The organism is Paenibacillus sp. FSL R5-0749 (genome assembly GCF_038595085.1).
GTDB lineage: Bacteria > Bacillota > Bacilli > Paenibacillales > Paenibacillaceae > Paenibacillus.
The window spans coordinates 445,070-465,713 of sequence record NZ_CP152005.1; the positions used below are offsets into that span (position 1 = coordinate 445,070).

Genomic DNA, 20,644 nt, shown 5'->3' on the forward strand with positions numbered 1-20,644 from the left:
GAGGGAGAAATCCGGGGATAAGCATATGCTTCCGATGCAGCTTTCTTCCAGAAAGCTTTTAGGCGACCACTTCGCTTCTTCAGGTTTTTTCTGTCCTCTACGTTCTTGTGTAAATGTATAGTTCACCTTATATAGAATAGTCACAGAGTTCAGCTTCGGAGGAAATTTGATTAAAAAGGGGGTGGCTAATTGTGACCCATCCACACAAGCGCAAAAGAAGGGGGCCGCTCGCCAGAGAGGCCCAAATCGCAGGGTGGCTGTTTGTATCGCCGATGGTGCTTGGGTTTACCCTGCTGCTGTTGTTTCCCATGGGTCTAGCGTTATACATGAGCCTGACCGATTGGCCGCTGCTGGGGGACCATCATTTTATTGGACTGGAGAATTACCAGAATATTATGACAGACGCGATGTTCTGGAAAGTGCTCGCCAATACGGTTTATTTCACAGTGGGACTGGTACCGCTTAATATTGTGCTCGCCCTGCTGCTTGCTTTGTTATTATCCAGAAATCTGCGGGGGATCGGATTTTTTCGAACAGCAATCTTTGTTCCGGTCATGACTTCGCTGATCGTATGGGCCATCGTATGGAAGCTGATGTATGCAACAGAATCAGGATTGATTAATCAGCTTCTATTGATGACGGGCATCAAGGGTCCGGCGTGGCTATACAATGAAGATTTGGCAATGCCGGCAGTGATTGTGACCAGTGTGCTGAAAAATGTAGGTCTGAATATGGTGCTGTTCATTGCAGCTATTCAGCAGGTACCGCGTTCACTGTACGAAGCAGCAACATTGGACGGTGCGGGCAGAAGGGGAACTTTCTTTCACGTTACACTGCCTATGATCACACCAACGGTGTTTCTGACTGTGGTCATGACCGTGATTGGTTCACTCAAAGTATTCGGACAGATCTATGTGATGACACAGGGCGGGCCGAGTAACAGCACAAAGGTATTGGTTTATTATATCTGGGAAAAAGCATTCAAACTATTTCAGTTCGGCTATGCTTCTGCTCTCGCATATGTACTGTTCTTCATCGTACTGATCCTGACGCTGCTGCAATGGCAGCTCCGAAAGAGGTGGGTTTTCAATGAAGGCGATGCCTAATTCTTCGGGGGGGAAGATAGGAAGTACCCTTGGGACGTATTTGTTGCTGACACTGATTTCACTAATCATGATTGTGCCATTTATCTGGATGATATCGACATCATTCAAGGAGCCTCAGAGCATATTCACCTATCCGCCACAGTGGATACCGGAATCCTTCCGATTTCAGAACTACATCGATGTGTTCCGATTGATTCCGTTTCACCGTTTCTATTGGAACAGTATCTATATTTCTGCGTTGGTTGTGCTGGGAACCGTTTTTTTTGCTTCTCTCGCCGGTTATGCATTCGCCAAAATTCCGTTTAAAGGACGTAATGTGGTATTTCTCATCCTGCTGAGTGCCATGATGATTCCTCATGAGGTGACGGCGATTCCGATGTTCCTGTTCATGCGGCAGCTGGGGTGGATTGATACCCATCTTCCGCTGATACTACTGCCAATCTTTGGCGCGGGCGGTGTGTTTGGCATCTTTGTGATGAGGCAGTTCTTCATTACGGTGCCAACGGAACTGGAGGAAGCGGCGATGATCGACGGCTGCAACCGATTCCGAATATATGCGCGAATTATGCTGCCTATTGCCAAGCCAGGTATGGCTACGCTGACGATCTTCACGTTTGTGACGATCTGGAATGAGTTCTTCGATCCGTTGATTTTCATTAACTCGCGTGATCTAATGACGCTGCCGCTTGGATTATCTTTGTTTACAGATGAGGTCGGCACAGCCTGGCAATATCTGATGAGCGCCACAGTCATGGCGACCTTGCCACTTTTAATTGTCTTTTTCCTGGCACAACGGCGCTTCATTGAGGGGGTTGCCATGACGGGACTGAAAGAGTAAGCCATGAAATACGTGCAAAGGCGAGCAATACGTGCAATAGAACGGAAGGAGGGAAAACATTTGAGTGAACGGATGAGCATGGAAAAGGAAGAAGCAGATGTCGTTATTGTGGGCGGAGGTCCAGCGGGTATAGCGGCAGCCATTGCGGCTGGAAGACAGGGTGTCCGCACAGTGCTGGTGGAGCGATATGGATTCGTTGGTGGGATGTCCACTGCCGCTATGGTCTATCCCTGGATGACTTTCCATACGGAACGTGGGGAGCAGGTCATTCAAGGTATTGCGCAGGAGATTGTGGATCGTTTGCAGGCGTGTGGCGGCTCCCCCGGGCATTTGCGCGATACGGTTGGATTTGTGCATACTGTCACGCCGTACCATCCAGCGATCTTTCAGGTGGTTGCGGCAGAGATGTTGCAGGAGGCTGGTGTCCGGCTGTTATTGCACAGCTTCGTGGATGAAGTGGTTGTTGGGGATGATCGGGTGGAAGCGGTGCGAGTGACCAACAAGTCTGGACGAAAGGAGTTCCGAGCGAACATATTCGTGGATGCAAGCGGTGATGCGGATCTGGCTTATCTTGCAGGGGCTTCGGTGGCGAAGGGGAGAGATGGCGATAACCAGTCTCAGCCGATGACCATGAAATTCCGCATGCGTGGTGTGGATCTTGGACGCGTGAAGCAATACATTCAGGAGCACCCGGAAGATTTCTATGCCAAGACCCCCTTCTCGGAGCTGGACAGCATTCCGTTAACCGGGGTGAGCGGCTTCTATTCCCAGTGGAAAAAAGCGGGGGTACCGATTAATCGCGACCAGGTGTTGTTTTTTACCGGACCGGCTGACGATGAAGTGCTGATTAATTGTACCCGGGTGCAGGGACTCGATGCGACGGATGCCGAGGATCTGACCTCTGCTGAACAGGAAGGGCGGAAGCAGGTGCTGATGATTGCTGAGTTTTTGCAGCGTGATGTGCCTGGATTCGAACGGGCTTCCATCTCAGCGGTAGCACCTCAGATTGGCATTCGTGAATCCAGACGGATTATCGGTCATTATGCGTTGACCCAAGCGGATGTGGTCGCAGGACGGAAGTTCGAGGATGTGATTGCCAGAAGCGGTTATCCTATCGATATTCATGACCCTTCGGGTCAAGGTGTTGTAGCTGCCTTTATCAAAGGGGATGGGGCATACGATATTCCGTATCGTTGTCTGATCTCTCGCAATATCCGCAATCTGCTGGCGGCAGGACGCTGCATCTCCACCACACATGAGGCGCATGCAACGACAAGGTTGACGCCAAGCTGTATGGCTACCGGGGAGGCGGCAGGGACAGCCGCTGCACTAACCGTGAAGATGAAGCTTGATCCGATGGGACTGCCAATTGAGCTACTACAGGCGGAATTACGTCACAACGGAGCGGCGATCTAACGAATGAGCTGATTGTGGGCAAAACTGGGCGGATTGGACGAAGGATTAGTCGTGGGAGCGGCATGAATCATTAATAGTGGGCGTAACGTGGATGTTTATTTATTTAATTCACTGTGGTGTAAGTTTAACGAACCTGAGACGTCTAATATGGGGCTATAAGCTGAGATGAAAAATGTAACGAATCTCAGTGAAGTTATTTTACTCAAAAACCTGAAATACGGCGTAAAGGCGGGGTGAATCGGAAAAATAGAGCGTCTACGATTCGTTAGGTTAGAAACTTTCCCCAAAATGGCTAAATAAGCTTCCCCCGGTTCGTTAGAACATCGGTGGGAAGCTCATTTCATTTATTCAGTCGTTTAATTCATGCGTGCCTCAAGTCGCCTTGCGACAATGGACAGCGTGTAGTTGATGACAAAATACAATACCGCAGCGAGCAGGAGGGCGGGGATAATATAATCGAAACTTTGGCCGCCGAGGATCTGCACGTTGTGCATCAGTTCCGGCAAAGAGATGATGATTGCCAGTGAAGTATCCTTCAGGAGTGAGATGAACTGGCTGACCATCGGCGGAGACATGCGGCGTAGCGCCTGTGGCATGATGATGCCACCGAGGGTCTGCATGTAGCTCAGGCCGGAAGAACGGGCAGCTTCCACCTGACCGCGCTCAACAGACTTCAGACCGCTACGTACGATCTCGGCGATCATCGCGCCTTCAAATAGACTCAGTCCAACGACCGTGGACCAAAAGACGGACATTTTGATCCCGAGCTGCGGAAGTACGATGTGGATGAAGAAAATGATGAGCAGTAGTGGCAGATTCCGAATCGTATCCACGATGACCGCTACGATCTGTGACAGAATGGGGATGCGAGTAAACCGGACGGTACCCAGCACGGTGCCAAGTATGAAGCTGAATACAATGGATAGCCCTGCGACCTGTAGGGTAATCAAGAATCCTTGAAGCAGAAAACGAAGGTTGGGCCACGCATAGGCCCCGCTAAAGTCCATATTTTATTAGCCTCCTTCTGTATGCAGGAATGGAATATCTAAGATCAATAGATGGGGCATGGACTAGCCAAAATAACGGACCAAAATTATCGAAAGGTCTGAAATAGGCAATATATCTCCCTAAAAATCTGCGCATGTATATGTCAATCTGTTACATGGTAACCTGACCGGCTGGTTTGTTCTTCTTCGGTTTTCCCTTGGTGCTGCGCGCCTCTGCATCGCTCTGTCCGAACCTGCGCTCCATATAATGCACCAGAAAGCTGAGTGGTAGTGTCAGCACCAGATAGAACAGCGCAACAACAGTGTATACACTTAGCGGTTGGAACGTATCCGAGTTAACCAGGTCGGCAAAATACATGAGATCCATACCGGCGACGACGGCCAGAATGGATGAGTTCTTGACCAGATTAATAAACTGGTTGCCGATGGACGGCAAGACAATCTTGATCGCTTGAGGCAGAATGATCAGATTCATGGCCTGTACATAGGACAAGCCGGAGGATCTTGCGGCTTCCAGTTGTCCACGCGGCACCGTCTGAATGCCCGCTCGGATCGCTTCGGCAATGAAAGCGGCGGTATAGATGGTCAGACCCAGAGTACCGGAGACAAATCCGTCGAGCGAAATGCCTAGTGCCGGCAGTCCGAGATAGAAGAAGAACACAACCAACAGCAGGGGAATGTTTCGGATAAACTCCACAAAAGCCGTGCCAATCCAGTTTAGCGGTTTCACAGGGGATATCCGAAAGATCGCCAGAATCGCGCCCAGGATAAAGCTGCCAACGAGAGCTATAATACTCACTTGAATGGTATTCAGGAATCCTTCCAGAAAACGATCCGAGTGTCGCATCAGTACGCTGAAATCCAATGTGCCCATATAGGCAAAGCCTCCGTTCTCCAGATGTAGAAACGGCGATTACGTCTGCTTATGCATCGCATCCAGCAGACGAATTCGCCGCGTGCTCATCATTAATCGGGGTTACTCGGGCTTGGAGCCCAGCCATTTCTCATGTAATGTGTCATATTCCCCGCTGTCTTTCATGCTTTTGAGCAGCTTGTTGACTTCTTCCACGAAGGCGGTGTCGCCTTTGCGAATGGCCATACCATAAGGTTCACTTGTGAAATTGCCACCAACCAATTGGAAGCTGTTATCTGTCTGTTGCATGCCGATAAGGATGATATTATCTGTGGTCAGCGCTTCGCCTTTACCGGCTTTGAGAGCAGTGAATGCATCCTGATAGTTATCGAATTCGAGCACTTCAGCATCAGGAGCTTTCTCGCGAATATTCTGAGCCGATGTGGAGCCTTTCACGGCGAGTACTTTTACCCCGCTGAGGCTTTCTAGGCCGGTAATCGGACTATCATTTTTCACCAGCAGGGATTGGCCTGCCTCGAAATAAACATCACTGAAATCCACCTGTTCCTTACGTTCATCCGTAATCGTCATCGTGGCGATGATGATGTCAATGTCTCCATTCTGCAACATAGGAATACGTGTCTTGGAAGTGACTTCTTTCAGTTCGACCTTTGTCTCATCTCCAAGGATCTGTTTGGCGAGTGCCTTGGCGATATCAATATCGAACCCCTCAACGTTGCCGCTTGCGGGATCTTTCAGTCCGAATAGCTTCGTATCATATTTCACGCCGGCAATAAGTTTGCCGCGCTCTTTAATCTGCTCAATCGTTCCTTTGGCTACGGCATCTCCGCCAGAACCGCTACTACTGCTATTCTCCTCACCTGTACTACAACCGGACAATACCAGCGAGAGAATAAGGACAAGTATAAATGACGGCCACATCAACAATTTTTTCATGAATAAGACCCCTTTCAAAATGGAATATTGGATTATTCTCAATGATGAATCAGACGGCTCAGGAATTGCTGTGCTCGTTCTTCTCTGGGGTTGTCAAAAAATTCAGCGGCGGTGGCCTCTTCTACAATTCGGCCTTCGTCCATGAAGATGACCCGGTCCGCAACTTCGCGGGCGAATCCCATCTCATGGGTAACAACGACCATGGTCATGCCATTATGGGCAAGGGAACGCATCACATCGAGGACTTCCCCGATCATCTCGGGATCGAGTGCAGAGGTCGGTTCGTCAAAAAGCATGATTTTGGGCTCCATGGCGAGTCCTCTGGCGATGGCTACCCGTTGTTGCTGTCCACCGGACAACTGGGAGGGATAACTGTCTGCTTTGTCGGCAATGCCTACCCGGGTCAGATACTTCATGGCCGTTGAGGCAGCTTGTTCTTTGGGTTGTTTGCGCACCTTCATGGGTGCAAGGGTAATGTTATCAATGACTTTTTTGTGAGGATAAAGATTGAAGTGTTGAAATACCATACCGATGTCACGGCGGAAGAGGTTAATATCCACCTTTTTCTGATGTAGAGGGACCCCACTGACAACAAGTTCGCCTTCGGTAATGGTCTCCAGGCGGTTAATACAGCGGAGTAACGTACTTTTGCCGGAGCCGGAAGGTCCGATGATGACGACAACCTCTCCTTCTTCGATGTGAAGATGGATATCCTTGAGGACATGAAAATGACCGAAATGCTTTTGGACACCCCTAAATTCAATCAAGAGTAGACCCCATCCTTTCTGCAACGAATGTTTGTAAAAGGAATAATAAGGAATTAATTGAAACTAGTTATTTAATCATACATACTCATCCTGCTAATGGCAATTGGTTTGTGATAAAACATGACATAAGTAATAGACTTTCTAGGGCTATGGGCAGTAATTGTGTTATATATCTGTTATGTTATCAAATCTCCTGTGACGAATCCTGACAGAAAATTGAATCTATTCTCCTAGTTGTTTACCAACCATTGGAATAGATGTATAGAGTATACTAGAAATGATGTTTCATTTATGACTCTGATCATAAAAACAAATTCCATCAAGTTCTAACTGTACATGGCAAAAAAGCTCAACCTAGTGCATCAGGCCATTGATATGATGGGGCGAGAAAGTATCTGTCTGAAAGTAAACTAAAGAAAGTAGAAACGAAAAGTTGATCTCATAACGGTTCCATTTCCATTACAGGTAGAGAGGATGATTCTGCACGATGAATACATATCACTCCCCAATGTCGACGGGTACAGGTGCCCAGTCTGATGTCCGAGCTTATGAAGCCAATTTGCCTGTCATTCCGGCTCAGGATTTTCGAATTACAGACTATGGAGCTGTTGGAGATGGGGTAACAGATAATACGGAGATGTTCCGCCTTGCAATCGCGTCATGTGCTGAAGCGGGAGGAGGCAGAATCATTATCCCTGCCGGGGTATGGCTCACAGGTCCGATTGTAATGCGCAGCCGGATCGAACTACATGTGGAAGCAGGGGCGCTGGTTACGTTTAGCCGAGATTTCGATCAATATCCATTGATCGCATCAAGCTTCGAAGGCTGGCAGGTGGTACGCTGTCAATCCCCGATCGATGGTGATCAACTGGAGGATATTGCGATTACCGGTGAGGGGATATGGGATGGTGGCGGTGAAGCGTGGCGTCCGGTAAAACGCTCCAAAATGACGACTTCACAATGGAACCAATTGGTCGCTTCGGGTGGTGTTGTAGAGCAATCGGGTGGGGAGGAAGAAATCTGGTGGCCTTCCGCATCTGCACTTGAAGGTGGTATCATTGCAAATCGTTTGCATAAGGAGCAGGTACGTGATGTTGCGGCCTATGAACAAGCCAGAGACTTTTTGCGTCCTAATATGGTCAGCTTGCGCAGATGTACACGGGTACTGCTGGACGGTCCAACGTTCCAGAACTCGCCTGCATGGAGTCTGCACCCCTGGGCATCTGAGCATGTAACCATTCGTAACGTGAGTGTGCGTAATCCGTGGTTTTCACAGAATGGGGATGGGCTGGACATTGAATCCTGCCGTCATGTGGTGGTGGAGAAGAGTGTATTCGATGTGGGTGATGATGCGATCTGTCTGAAATCAGGCAAGGATGAAGAAGGCCGTGAACTGGGTCTTGCTTCGGAGTACATTACCATTCGGGAGTGCACCGTGTATCATGGTCATGGCGGTTTCGTCATTGGTAGCGAAATGTCTGGTGGTGTGCGGCATGTGAGAGTGTCGGATTGTACGTTTATCGGCACGGATATTGGACTTCGCTTCAAAAGCGCACGGGGACGCGGTGGGGTAGTTGAGGATATTCAGATCGAGCGTATATATATGAAAGATATTATTATGGAAGCCATCTCGTTTTCCTTTTTCTATGCGAATCAGGAAGGGTCTGCCCGGGGCAGTGACTTGTCTCAGGAGATTAGCGCGGAGACGCCGGTGTTCCGGGATATTCGAATATCGGATGTGGTCTGTGCCGGTGCGGACACTGCGTTGCTCATAAGTGGGTTGCCGGAATTGCCTTTGGATGGCGTAGTCATTGAACGATACCATGTAGAAGCCCGCACAGGTATTCAATGTGCCCAAGCGAAGCATCTGCGGATTACAGAACTGAACGCCCGGATTACCGAAGGTCCGTTAATTCATTTGCACCAGTGCAAAGGGGCGGAGTTGGAGCGCATTCAGGGCAAGGGGGCGGATGGTCGACTTCTGATGGTGACAGGACACGAATCCGCAGGCATTGTGTGCCGAGAAAGTGATGCCGACACAGACGGTCGCCAGATCTCTGTGGGTCCTGAAGTACGAAGTGGTGTGATCATCCGCAGGTAAAAAGTGTATGTAAAAGGGGCTATACAAGGGGCTCCAATTCAGCCGCAGTGGCGTAGCCATGGATCCAATGATCGTGATGCCTTTCGGGTATAAGTAATATGTGATCTCTGGAGCAAGGCTACCCACTCGGTTTTATATGATGTGATCTGAAGATCTACCGGTGTTCCTTGCGATAGCGTAGCGGTGTTGTACCGGTGACTTGTTTGAATGTTTTGTTAAAATGAGCCGTATGCTCAAACCCTACCTTCTCTGCAATCATCTGGACACGCTCTTGTGTCGACAGCAATCTTCGTTGTGCCTCTCGGACACGAACAACACGCAGATATTCGCTAAACCGAAACCCGGTAAAACGGCTGAACATTCGGCTCAGATAGGATGGACTGATATAAAAACGATTGGCTGCACCCTCCAGCGTAAGTGGTTGGGTGTAGTTGCTGTTCACATATGTAACGATTTCACTGATTTTGTCCTGCATCGGATGCAAAGGACCGGGGCATGACTGCCGAATATCCTCCTCCACCCGATGAATACGGATCAAAAGTTGGGCAAGCAGACTTCTGACCGCAATCTCATAGTGAGGGCGTCGCTCTTTGCATTCTTGCAGCATCTGCCACAATATACGCTCCATCTCGGGCTGTTCCGCTTCAGGCAGGCGAAGAAGTCTTGAACAATTAAAAGGCAGCAAACCACATATGCCAAGCTCCATCCCCGTTGCAAAAGCAGGCGAAAAACCGATTAAAATCCGTTCGAAGCCAGGAATACTTCCTTTGGAGGTGCTATGTACATCGTTTGGGTTAATCAGAATAAAATCACCCTTGCGGGCAGACAGAATCTGACCATTCATGGAGTAAACGCGTTCACCTTCAAGCAGGTAATACAGTTCGTAGAATGGATGAGCGTGAGGCTGAGGCATACCGTTCCCATCATGTCTGCGCATATGTTCAATGGTAAATGAATGTTCACCGATTCGATATTTGGGTCCAATCCGATCTTCTATGAGACTCATGGTACAGCTCCCCTCTGCTTCACGGATTAACAACGATATCCATATCATAACGGAAAATCCATCTTTTTGTAAACGCTATCATTGGAAATGAAATATTTCTTTAATCATATGTAAAATACCGTGAGAACGAATTTGGCATGGACCATGGGAGCTGTCAAGGTGACAAAACTTGAATGATGTTTTAGAGTAGGGGGAGAGAGGCGAAACTCTGGTTAAGGAGTGTCTCCAATATGATGTAGAAGGAAGGAAACAGGTTATGACGACACATGAATTATCGCCATTGGTTGCTGCGCTCAATATGCAGCCTCACGTTGAAGGCGGTTGGTATAAGGAAGAATGGAAGGCCTCTTATCAGATTCCACAGTCGGTTCTGCCGGATACTTATTCCGGCCCAAGATTCTCGGCAAGTTCCACGTATTTCCTGCTGCACGCACATGAAATCTCCGAGTGGCATACCGTTCTGTCCGATGAACTTTGGCTGTGGCATAGTGGCAGTCCGGTTGAACTGAAGCTGGGCGGCAACGGAGAGAACCCGGAGAACGAGGAAGTTCTTGTTCTGGGTATGGATATTGCTGCAGGTCAATCACCACAGGTGCTCGTTCCAGCGGGCGTATGGCAGACAGCACGCCCGTTGGGTGATGAGCCTGTACTGGTCACTTGTGTAGTCGCGCCAGGTTTCCACTTTGATGATTTCAAGCTGGTATCCAAAAGCGAATAGGGTTTGATATGTGAAAATCCCGATTGGAGATGCTCAGAGCATCCGAATCGGGATTTTTTGGGATTGAGCGTATTAAGTATGCTGAGGTCTATGCCTAGTTCAGGGATAGATCATTCCCTTTGGGTTCAGCATCACTTTTAGCGATGACGGATCATTTGGGATTTTCGTTACTCATCCAGCTGTCCACATAAAACTCCTCATGATAATCTGGTTGTCCGGCGAGTTCTTTGAGCTTCTGTTCAGCTTCTTCAGCGGTAGAATATTCTCCAATAACTGCTGTAAACTGCCCAGTGGACGTTTTGAGGAAAGAGATGTCCTCACCCGGATAGGATTCTTTAATTATTCCCATCGATTCTCCAAAAGGCATTGATTCTGTGCGAAGCGAGTATACCTTCCGAGGGGTGACTGGATTGCCGTCGGAAGTCAATTTCACTTCCAGGTAGCCGGGGTTCTTGAATTCCGTTACGGCGTACTGTACCCCTTCTTTTAAAACAACGACGAATCCGACGGAGGAGTCGTCTAAAATCATGGAGCCATATACATCTTTCACCAAAGGTTGGGTCATAAAGTCGGCTTTGACTTTCTCTACATCCATGTAACGTGCACCGCTAAATGTGAAGAGGACACGATTCGGTGCTTCTTTGTGTTCGACATTATAAGAAGGCGCATCATTGGCCTGATCCTGTTCGTCGGTGCTGAAATTAATTTTAAGGGTATTTTCAGTTGCTTCTGAACCCACGGTTATCCCATCCGTAATCTTGCCGCCATCGCCGAATTGAAGCACCTGAACAATCGTTCCGACCACAGGTATTTTGACCATGGCGTTGGCGACAGTAGGAATGTTGATAATGAGCAGTAAAGCGGCACATGCTGCTAGACTTGAAGCGTAGCGAATGATACGGGATGAGTTTTTGCGAGCGGCGGCCTTTTGCTGGGCACGACGAATAACATCTGGAAGTTGAGCTGGAATTTCAATGTTTTCATAACGTTCTTTGCTAGTCATAGATCTCCAACCTCTCCTTCGATTAAATCCATTTTTAATTTGTTGATAATCCGATAGAATTTTGACTTCACGGTATTCTCCGACAGGGAGAGCACTTCTGCGATTTCTCGAAAACGCATATTACCAAAAAATTTTAATATAATATAGGCCCTATCTTCAGGCACGAGTCGATCCAGTGCATCGTACAGATCCATTTTCTCTTCCACGGATGCCCCTCGTTCTGGAGCCACAAATTCCTGTACATGATCCTCCATATAGGTCACTCGTTGATTCCGTCGAATATGATCTATCGCTGTGTTAATCACGATTCGTGACATCCAGGAATCGAAATAAGTCATGGATTCCATTTTTCCATAAGCGATGAACCCTTTATAGACCGCTTCGGATACGATATCCAGCGCTTCTTGTTCATTTTTAACATAGCAGTACGCCAATCGATATAATTTATTCTGAATTGCTGTTATTTTTTCGCTGAACTGTTCTTCCTTTGTCTTTCTATGGTTCAGTCTAATCACTCCTGATCCCCCCATGATAAACCTAAATATTCAAGTCACTGCTCGTTCCAGGCCTGGATTCCATATAAGTGCTTGAGTTCGCTTGACACTCGTTAGACTGATGAGGAGATCAAATAGTTTTAAATGGTCAAAAAACTTTTTTTGGGGCACAAAAACGGCACTGAGTAGGATAGCGGGCCTCGCCTCCATTCTTAACTACGAATAGATTGTCTATAACATCACATGACAAAACACCCGCTCCTCTAAGGTCGAGGGCGGGTGTTATCGAATTAAGATGTTTATATTAAAAATTAAAGTTGTCGGGATCAGAACCAAAGCGTTTGTTCTCGTTCAGTCCGTTAATCTGCTCTACTTCTTCTGAAGTTAACTCAAAATCGTAGAGATCGGCGTTCGCGCGAATACGCTCAGGCGTGACGGATTTGGGTATGGTCACGATGCCGTTCTGCAGATCCCAGCGCAGAATGACTTGTGCAGGGGATTTGCTGTATTTGGCAGCGATGTCCTGAAGCAACGGATGATCCATCAGATGACCTTGTCCGAGCGGAGACCAGGCTTCGATCTGAATCTGATGTTTGTTGCAATATTCCCGAAGCTCCGATTGAATCAGTAGTGGATGAAGCTCGACCTGATTAACCGCTGGTTTGACCGTGGCATCAATCATGAGGTCTTCCAGATGATGAATCTGGAAATTGCTCACACCGATTGCGCGGATGCGTCCTTCCTTGTGGAGTTTCTCCAGCGCTCGCCATGTATCTTTGTACTTGCCTTTGACCGGCCAGTGGATGAGATAGAGATCCAGATACTCCAGTTCGAGTCGTTCCATACTTGATTCGAAGGCGGCCAGTGTGGATTCGTATCCCTGATCGCTATTCCACACTTTCGTAGTAATGAACAGATCTTCACGGGCTACTCCAGATTCACGAATACCCTGAGCGACACCTGTTTCGTTGTTATACGCTTTGGCTGTATCGATGCTGCGATACCCGGCTTGAATGGCCGTTTTGACAGCATGAACGACTTCGTCCCCGTCTTTAACTTTGAATACTCCAAAACCCAGCCATGGCATTTTGACTCCGTTATAGAGCGTGGTTGTGTCCTGCACGTGTTTCATGGTCCGAAATTCCTCCTCTGATTGATTCATTGTTCCACTATGTAATTACCCTGCTGTTCAGCAGCCAATCCATATAGGAGGGCCGTTATGATGAATTATACTAAATTATTCCTGGTATAGGAAAAGGGAGCGAACCGTTTTACGAGGTAAACACCATAAATGTCCTTTTTTGGCCAAGCACAGGTTTGGTTTTGACGCTTGTGGGTGATAAGATGAAGTATACGATATATGGAAGTCAAGACTTTTGCTATTGGAGAGTTTACATAAGAAACGATGGAGTACGGAATCCGGTACAGGCCGGGCCGTGCGATTTAATGATAAAGGAGCAAGAATACAATGGCTAAACCTAAACAAACCAAAAAAGCAGCAGCCTGGTCTCTCGTGGTGATGGGAGCGGGATTTGCAGCATCCTTGCCGTTCCAGGGCGTTCCCGTGGGCAAGTTGCTTGTAGGATCATTTGAAGCGGGACTTGTAGGGGGACTTGCGGACTGGTTCGCAGTGACCGCCCTATTCCGTCACCCGCTCGGCATTCCCATTCCGCATACGGCATTGCTGCCAAAAAATCGGGATAAAATGACCGAAGGTCTGGTCTCCGCAGTAGAGAATAACTTACTTAACAAAGACAGCATTACCGAGAAAATTGCAGATTTCAAAGCAGCAGAGACGGTGCTCGATACGTTGACACGTGAGCTTCACAATGACGGGATCAAGACCATGATTGATACACTCTGCAAACGAATTCTGGCGGGTCTGCCGTTAGAGCAGATTGCTCCACTCGTAGCGTCTGAGATCAAGTCACAGGCGGGCGCTTTTGATCTGGGTCCGATTCTGGAACGGGCTGCTCATCAGATGACAGAGCGGGGTTACGATGCTAAAGCACTGGACTATGGACTGAAGCAAGCCGAAGAGTGGCTGGTTAAACCCGAGAATGTGATGTTTTTGGGTGAAAGCGGAATGAAAGCGATCAGCGGCATTCAAATGAACGGATTGATGCAGTTTGCGATGAATGCGTTCCTTGGTTATATGAACGAGGAGCGTTTGGGTGGCATTTTGCAAGGATATCTCTTCGATCGGGTAGAGGATATGAAACGTGAAGGCAGCGCTCTAAGGTACAAAGTGCTTGATATGGTACGTACCCAGGCGGTGCGATTGGCCATGAGCGAGGCTATGCAAGATGGAATCAACGGCTGGAAGAACAATATGCTGGAGGGCTGGAACGCAGAGGAAACGGTGCTGAACAAACTCATTGAATTGAGAGACAAGGCACTCGCCGCGATGGAAGATGGACAGTATGTAGATACATATGCTCTGCCTGCCATTGAACGGGTATTGGTTGATCTGCGGTCGGATCACGAGTTGATGACAAGCATAAATGCCAAGATCGTAGATGGCGTCACAACACTGCTGGAGAAAAATCATTCCAAAATCGGTAACCTCGTGCGTGAAAATGTAGACAAAATGGATAACGCCTCCTTGATCTCAATGATTGAAGATAAGGTGGGGCAGGATCTGCAGTGGATTCGGATCAACGGAGCCGTTACCGGATTTATTATCGGGATTGCGCTGACCGCTCTGCGGATGGTGCTTGAGTAGGAACGTTAAGTACGGCAAAAAGGAGGGCTGCTCTTACAAAGAGCAGGCTCTTTTTGTCGTGCGTGGGAAAAATCTCATGTATCTGTTGCAAGAATTAGGAAACGGGGTAATGTACACCAAAGTACCCTGAATGAATCATATAGGAAGAAAGTTACATGAAAACGATTCTGTTAGCCGATATGGCTCATGTTGATTTTGTACTATGATGCAGGTAACAGATGAATAGGGTGTGCTTCACATATGGTGGAACACCCTGATTCTACCCAGAGGAGGAATCCGTATTAAACGTGCAGGATGGTTGAAGGGTTTATTCACACTAATGATGGTGTTGACTATATTTCTGGGAGGTTGTCAGAACATGAATGCAAGTGAGAAGGAAGCGCTATACAAGGAAGCTGAAGCAACCGTAATTCAGCACTTCAAGCAGAAGTTCGAGCTGGATGTTGTGATTACAAGCAAAGAGTTGTTGCCGGAGATGGCAGTGTCCCAGATTGGGCTGAAAGGCCATGTGAAAGATCACGAAGATCAGAGTTTTGGCATTTCGTATGACTACAAAAAGAAGGTAACCAAGAACCTGGTCATTAGCCCTGAGATTGAAGAAGTGATGATGGCCAAGGGACATGATCCATACGCTAAATAAAGGGAGGTGTAGTTATTGAGTAACGGGTCCAACATTGATGATGAAACGTATAAAACGATGTCTGATCTGGCCTATCAGGATCAAAAGGCTGGAGACAAATTAACGGAACTTCCCGGATGGGAGGTCCTTGAAGGGACGGAAAGTAACAAACTTTCCGGTTTTGATGCCGTAACATTTTATAATCCCGAGACCAAGGAAGCCGTCATTGCTTATCGTGGTACAGAAGGAAGTGCGTCTCTGGATCGTTCGGTACCAGACTTCGTCATGGATGGTCGTATTGGGGGCGGAGAGTTGATTCGCAAGGGTCAGCAGGAGGCCGGGAATTTTGTTGATAATCTTACACCGGATTGGCTCGACAAAGGGGTGCAAGGCGTCAAGGATTTTACGGGCATATCCAAAGTGGAGAATTGGGCTGGTGACAGGGTAAGAGACGTGGAGAACTGGACCGGTGATCGCGTAAAAGATATTGAAAAAACCGTTTCCCCGACAGGCTGGGCCAATCAGATGTATCAATCAGAAGACTACGCAAGTCACATGCAGAACAAGCATAAGGATCTGAATTTCTCGATGACTGGACATTCCTTGGGTGGGGGAAATGCACAATATGCTTCTGCTTATACCGGAATTCCAGCCGTAACGTTTAGTGCACCATCGGTAATGGGCAATTTGACGCCAGAAATGCGTCGCCGGGCTGAAGCGGGTGAGTTCGACGGGCAGGTTGTGAACTATGCCAATCCCAGTGATCTGGTAGCCAGCGGAACGCTGGGCGGATATGACCGACATGTGGGATCGACGTACTACATTAATTCCAATTATGAGGATGCAAACGATGGAGTGGGCATTATTGATAAAGCCAAGAACTCATTTGGCGGAGAGAACTATCACAGTCTGGATCAATATAATTTCAAAAATGGATACATATCCAATGATCTGTATGATCCGATTACTGGAGAGAGAGTCCGCTATTCACCACGCCTTATGGATCACATGGGGCCGTTCAGCAAGAACCTCGGTCCGTTAGGTTTCAGGTCTGGCGGCGGTATGGCTCTTGGGGCAGGTGCATCCGGCTTGATTCAGGTAACGCCAGAAGAACTGAAAAGTGTCGCCTCCCGGTGGAAGCAAAATGCACAGCAATGCAATGCTGAGCTGAATCAGGTACGAAGCCGCATGGCTCAATACCTGCATACAAGCCGAAGTCGCAGGCTGGAGCCCATTGTCACCCAACTGGACGCGTCGATTCAAGAACTTAGCACATGGCATATGAAACATACCAGCCAGTTCCTGAACTTTATTGATGAGAAAGCAGATGCCTTCCGGCAGGCGGACGAGAGTCCGGTTCATTTTAATTAGGAATCAGGTTGGTTAGTGTCGCTATCACGTACATGGGGGAGGGGAACGCAAGTGGGTGGACAATTGCTGGTGGAATTGAATGATCTTCGAATTGCGGAAAAAGAACTGACACAGCTGCTTGCCCGTCTGCAAGCCGATGAACAGGAAGCGAGGGCGCTATACAGTCGCCTGAACGATTGGAAAGGGCAGTCTGCTGATTATACAAGGCAGCAGATTGAAGAGTTTTTTGCGGGCCTGTCCAAACGTATTCAATCCATCGAAATGCAGAAGAAAAGCTTGCTGCAATATATTGAAATTATGATCCAGACGGATCAGGAACGCTAAAAGAGTGGTTGGCTGATGCCATATTGCGGATGGCAATCAGCATGGATAGACAAAAAAGAAGCCTATGGTACATCGGGGTTGATCCCGTATGCCATAGGCTTCTTAGTTATCTCAAGTTATCGCGTGCTGCATATCGTTCTTAACGTTTTTTGCGACGTGTCGCCAATGCAATTCCCAGGAAGGAGAGGATCAGGGCCAGAATGGATACAATCAATGTGGCCTGTTGAAGCTTCAATGTACCCGGGTCTGTATCCGTGTTATTCGGCTCACCTGTAACAGTGTCGTTAAGTGCATCGCCCAGCGTAGTGTCATCGTTTGCTTTGCTATCATCGGTAGCTGCATTATCACCAGTGCCTGTTTCTGTACCTGCACTATCATGTCCATCGTTGGCATGACCTCCACCTGCCGCAGCATTACCAACAGCAGCCGGATCTTCACTAATCGTTGTAATACTGTGTGGGTTGGCATCACTTGGCTGGCCTGTCCATTCTACAATACTGCCATCGCTGTAGTATTGGAAGGCATCCCAAGCGACTTCAGCTTCCGCCTTAGGGTTCTGTGCAACAAAGTTGAACTGTTGGAATTGTCCTGCGATGATACCCTCGTTATCGCCTTCAATTTCCCATGTGATCGATGTGACTTCATTGGAATCGTTCTTCTCTGTGGTGATTTTCCAGCCTGCCAGTGGTTGATATTGCTTGAATGCCACACCTTCGGGTACTTTCATGGTGATTTTGGTTGTAGGCAGATCTTTCTCGGATGGAATCTTAATCGTGTATGTCTGCCATGCGCTTGTCTGTGCAACGGATGGGCTAACAGTAACGTGAGCGCTAGCGAATCCGGCGAATAGCATGAATGCCGCGGTACCTGTTGCGATAGTGGATGTTAGTTTGGAAATCCATGATGTTTTCTTCAAAATAAATAACCCCTCTCAGTTCTTATCATATATGATGCGGCCCATTTTCTTAAATGAGTGTCCACGTTCTGCAAAGGTACCCTTTCGGTTACGAATTGTTCTATGGATCACCGTTATTCCCGGATTTTCTTATGCAACTATATCAATTAAACTAAATGAGGTTTACACATACACTCCGATGACAGAATAACCCTCCAATCGCTGTTATCCCCAGATTTTTTTGATTCCCTTTTCTCAAAGGGAAAATCCGGTGATAAAGGCGAACGCTTCGCTTTTTCAGGTTTTTTCTGTCCTCTCCGTTTCAGTGTAAACATTAGTTAAATTTATAATAAGTCAGTTCAAATCCGGGAATAAAGCAGAGAGCTTCGCTTTTCCAGAATCAATTTCGTTCCCTTCACTACACTTGCAGTTCGTAGAAACACTAATTTTAGATTGGGTCACTTTTCAATATCAACGTTGTGTAACTATGGTTTGGCAGTGTCGATCTCGAATTCGGCATCCAGTGCATCCAGCGTTTTGGTAAGCAGATGTACCTTGATATTCCAACGTCCAGGCATGGAGATGTAATCTTCAGCCTTGTATACACCGGTATCGTTTTTCGGAATGGTGATCTCATAGATCCCCATATCCATGTCCAGATGTGTAAGTGACAGTGTGATCTGTTCCAGATCATTAACGATACTGCCATCTGCACGTTTCACATCGACTTCGAATTGGTTCTCTCCTGTCACATTGGGACTCACCTGAAGTGTGATCGCTGAGCCATCTTCTGTAGTCTTCGTCTCCTGATACGGTCCGACTGCTGCTGGTTGCCCCGGTGACAGATGTGTCAATACGGCGGCTAGAGCGAGAATTACAGCACCAGTAACAAGCTCGGCTTTCAGGCTGCCGGATAATCTGCTCCCTGTTGCTGCTCTAGCGAGTCGCGCATGACGCCATGCCAAGATAACCATCACAATCAACAGGACGATCTTGCCGATCAGCACAAGACCATAGGCTGTAGTGAACAAGGAGGTCAGTACCGGCGCTGGTAGAATAATCAGACTGCTATATATTCCTGTAGCCACCAGAGCGGCTACGGCGCCGATCCCCCAAGCGGTGAATCTACGTATGGCAGTCCAGTAGACTTCTCCTCGCACCTTCGAAGGCAGCTTGTCGGCGAGTGGAGGCAGACATATCGCCATGGCAGTCAATGCACCAATCCAGAAAGCGGCACCGATCAGGTGCACGAAGTCCATGGCAATGGCGAGAGCGCGTTGATCCGCCGCAGCCGGATGTCCCGTCATGGCATGAGTGAACAGCCATCCAAGCACGAGCACGAGTGAGCCGTAAGAAGACCAGATGCGAGCACGGATGGATCGATCGCGATCATATCCGGAGAGAATCGTGACGGCCAATAGCATGACAATGAGCATCTGTAACATCCAGATTTGGCCAAAAGATGTCAGTTTGAGCGCACTCCCGATCAGTGCCCAGCTTAGTTCGCTCAGAGCCACACCAGATTCATATAACGTATTCAGTGGCAAGCTGACCAGAGCGGCAAAGGAAGCGGCAGCATAGCTGATCCATAACAATCTGTAGCTACCCGGAACGTCCATAGGTTCTCTTGTCATGGATGTTGGTGCGATTCGCAGCAGCAAGAATGCAAGTGTCCCCAGGATGACAGATAATCCGAGATACTGAATCCAGTCTGTCAGGGATACGATCCATTTCAGCGGTCCACCTGTTGAACCGGAACCAGATGTAAGATCACTGAGTCCGGCAGGAGAACCAGACGGTTCTCCGATATGGAAAACATAGGCGCCTTGAATCGGGTGCCCATCGGCAGATACCGCTTTCCAGTTGACGGCATAAGTCCCGTTCCCGAGTCCGGCCCGCAGGCCAGTCTCCAGAATATGAGGGCGTTCCGCATCGATCTGTACATTTCCATCGTCTGCCTGAGTACCGTCAGGCCCGGTAATTTTGATATCATAAAAAGCCGTCTGCAAGGATTCGTTGAACTCCAGCGTCAGCCGCTCCGGAGCCGTTACGAGTATCTCGTTCTCTCCTGGCGAAGCCTTAACAATATAAGCATGGGCAGATGCCCACTGTGGCATAACAAGGCAGCACACAAGCAACAGGCTGGTGATCAATGCCCAGTGCCGTTTGCCCCATTTCAGGGTAAAGCTTGTCAAAATCAAAAAATCATCACCCTCAGGTTATAGATTTGTAGTCATTCCTGGCCCTTTATACACAATCTATCCCATTATAACTTTGTCCAAAATGACTGCGTATGACTACATTGGGCTATAAAAAAACGATTTGGTCTTCATAATTGTGACAAAAGCATGAATGTGTATGGTGTAGAGCACCATCTCGTCTCATGTTACAAATCTCATATGGGTATGCGATACGTTCGTGCTACCATTCACATATCACCACGA

19 protein-coding genes are annotated in these 20,644 nt (G+C 48.0%); 9 read left to right on the forward strand and 10 right to left on the reverse strand.

Going from position 1 to position 20,644, the window contains the following annotated elements; genetic code table 11:
- Positions 1-191: 191 nt before the first annotated feature.
- The 3 genes from MKY85_RS02120 to MKY85_RS02130 all read left to right on the forward strand — a co-directional run bounded on the left by MKY85_RS02120 (position 192) and on the right by MKY85_RS02130 (position 3,360).
- Entirely contained in the window at positions 192-1,106 is a 915-nt protein-coding gene (locus tag MKY85_RS02120) for a sugar ABC transporter permease (protein WP_342571662.1), read from the forward strand.
- Positions 1,090-1,944, forward strand: a complete 855-nt coding sequence (locus MKY85_RS02125; protein ID WP_342571663.1) for a carbohydrate ABC transporter permease — start codon at positions 1,090-1,092, stop codon at positions 1,942-1,944. The genes MKY85_RS02120 and MKY85_RS02125 overlap by 17 nt, the downstream gene beginning before the upstream one ends.
- Positions 1,945-2,022: 78 nt before the next feature.
- Positions 2,023-3,360, forward strand: coding sequence for an FAD-dependent oxidoreductase (locus MKY85_RS02130; RefSeq protein ID WP_342573250.1), 1,338 nt, complete (start codon positions 2,023-2,025; stop codon positions 3,358-3,360).
- A 356-nt stretch (positions 3,361-3,716) separates the two neighbouring features.
- Here the strand turns inward: MKY85_RS02130 and MKY85_RS02135 are convergent, their stop codons facing one another.
- The 4 genes from MKY85_RS02135 to MKY85_RS02150 form a co-directional block, all read right to left on the reverse strand.
- Positions 3,717-4,367: an amino acid ABC transporter permease gene (locus tag MKY85_RS02135; protein ID WP_339239216.1), complete on the reverse strand. Its 651-nt coding sequence runs from the start codon at positions 4,365-4,367 to the stop codon at positions 3,717-3,719.
- A 151-nt stretch (positions 4,368-4,518) separates the two neighbouring features.
- A complete protein-coding gene (locus MKY85_RS02140; RefSeq protein WP_339239217.1) occupies positions 4,519-5,241 on the reverse strand; it encodes an amino acid ABC transporter permease in 723 nt (240 codons plus the stop codon).
- A 102-nt stretch (positions 5,242-5,343) separates the two neighbouring features.
- Entirely contained in the window at positions 5,344-6,177 is an 834-nt protein-coding gene (locus MKY85_RS02145) for a transporter substrate-binding domain-containing protein (protein WP_342571664.1), read from the reverse strand.
- 38 nt (positions 6,178-6,215) lie between these two features.
- Positions 6,216-6,968: an amino acid ABC transporter ATP-binding protein gene (locus tag MKY85_RS02150; RefSeq protein WP_301289677.1), complete on the reverse strand. Its 753-nt coding sequence runs from the start codon at positions 6,966-6,968 to the stop codon at positions 6,216-6,218.
- A 463-nt stretch (positions 6,969-7,431) separates the two neighbouring features.
- On the opposite strand from MKY85_RS02150, the gene MKY85_RS02155 reads away from it, so the two are divergent.
- Positions 7,432-9,045, forward strand: coding sequence for a glycoside hydrolase family 28 protein (locus MKY85_RS02155; RefSeq protein WP_342571665.1), 1,614 nt, complete (start codon positions 7,432-7,434; stop codon positions 9,043-9,045).
- A 154-nt stretch (positions 9,046-9,199) separates the two neighbouring features.
- Here MKY85_RS02155 and MKY85_RS02160 read toward each other — a convergent pair whose 3' ends face one another.
- Positions 9,200-10,051, reverse strand: coding sequence for an AraC family transcriptional regulator (locus tag MKY85_RS02160; RefSeq protein WP_105601564.1), 852 nt, complete (start codon positions 10,049-10,051; stop codon positions 9,200-9,202).
- A gap of 256 nt (positions 10,052-10,307) precedes the next feature.
- On the opposite strand from MKY85_RS02160, the gene MKY85_RS02165 reads away from it, so the two are divergent.
- Entirely contained in the window at positions 10,308-10,769 is a 462-nt protein-coding gene (locus MKY85_RS02165) for a cupin domain-containing protein (RefSeq protein WP_017691032.1), read from the forward strand.
- A gap of 151 nt (positions 10,770-10,920) precedes the next feature.
- Here MKY85_RS02165 and MKY85_RS02170 read toward each other — a convergent pair whose 3' ends face one another.
- From MKY85_RS02170 to MKY85_RS02180, 3 genes are all read right to left on the reverse strand, one after another.
- Entirely contained in the window at positions 10,921-11,772 is an 852-nt protein-coding gene (locus tag MKY85_RS02170; protein ID WP_342571666.1) for a hypothetical protein, read from the reverse strand.
- Positions 11,769-12,287 (reverse strand): sigma-70 family RNA polymerase sigma factor, encoded by a 519-nt coding sequence (locus MKY85_RS02175; RefSeq protein WP_339239221.1) that lies wholly within the window; start codon positions 12,285-12,287, stop codon positions 11,769-11,771. The genes MKY85_RS02170 and MKY85_RS02175 overlap by 4 nt, the downstream gene beginning before the upstream one ends.
- 283 nt (positions 12,288-12,570) lie before the next feature.
- The gene (locus MKY85_RS02180) at positions 12,571-13,398 is read right to left on the reverse strand and encodes an aldo/keto reductase (RefSeq protein ID WP_342571667.1); all 828 of its coding nucleotides are present in this window, start codon (positions 13,396-13,398) and stop codon (positions 12,571-12,573) included.
- Positions 13,399-13,734: 336 nt separating this feature from the next.
- Here MKY85_RS02180 and MKY85_RS02185 point away from each other — a divergent pair, with 336 nt between their 5' ends.
- From MKY85_RS02185 to MKY85_RS02200, 4 genes are all read left to right on the forward strand, one after another.
- Positions 13,735-14,991, forward strand: a complete 1,257-nt coding sequence (locus MKY85_RS02185; protein ID WP_342571668.1) for a DUF445 domain-containing protein — start codon at positions 13,735-13,737, stop codon at positions 14,989-14,991.
- A gap of 358 nt (positions 14,992-15,349) precedes the next feature.
- The gene (locus MKY85_RS02190) at positions 15,350-15,631 is read left to right on the forward strand and encodes a hypothetical protein (protein ID WP_143786547.1); all 282 of its coding nucleotides are present in this window, start codon (positions 15,350-15,352) and stop codon (positions 15,629-15,631) included.
- 15 nt (positions 15,632-15,646) lie between these two features.
- On the forward strand, positions 15,647-16,981 hold the full coding sequence (locus tag MKY85_RS02195; protein ID WP_339258493.1) for a hypothetical protein: 1,335 nt from the start codon (positions 15,647-15,649) through the stop codon (positions 16,979-16,981).
- Between the two features lie 51 nt (positions 16,982-17,032).
- Entirely contained in the window at positions 17,033-17,305 is a 273-nt protein-coding gene (locus MKY85_RS02200) for a hypothetical protein (protein WP_091018402.1), read from the forward strand.
- A gap of 139 nt (positions 17,306-17,444) precedes the next feature.
- On the opposite strand, the gene MKY85_RS02205 is transcribed toward MKY85_RS02200, so the two are convergent.
- Together MKY85_RS02205 and MKY85_RS02210 are read right to left on the reverse strand one after the other, a co-directional pair.
- A complete protein-coding gene (locus tag MKY85_RS02205; RefSeq protein WP_342571669.1) occupies positions 17,445-18,221 on the reverse strand; it encodes a YcnI family protein in 777 nt (258 codons plus the stop codon).
- 464 nt (positions 18,222-18,685) lie between these two features.
- Positions 18,686-20,401 carry a copper resistance protein CopC gene (locus MKY85_RS02210; RefSeq protein ID WP_342571670.1) on the reverse strand — a complete coding sequence of 572 codons (1,716 nt, stop codon included), beginning with the start codon at positions 20,399-20,401 and terminating at the stop codon, positions 18,686-18,688.
- Positions 20,402-20,644 lie beyond the last annotated feature (243 nt).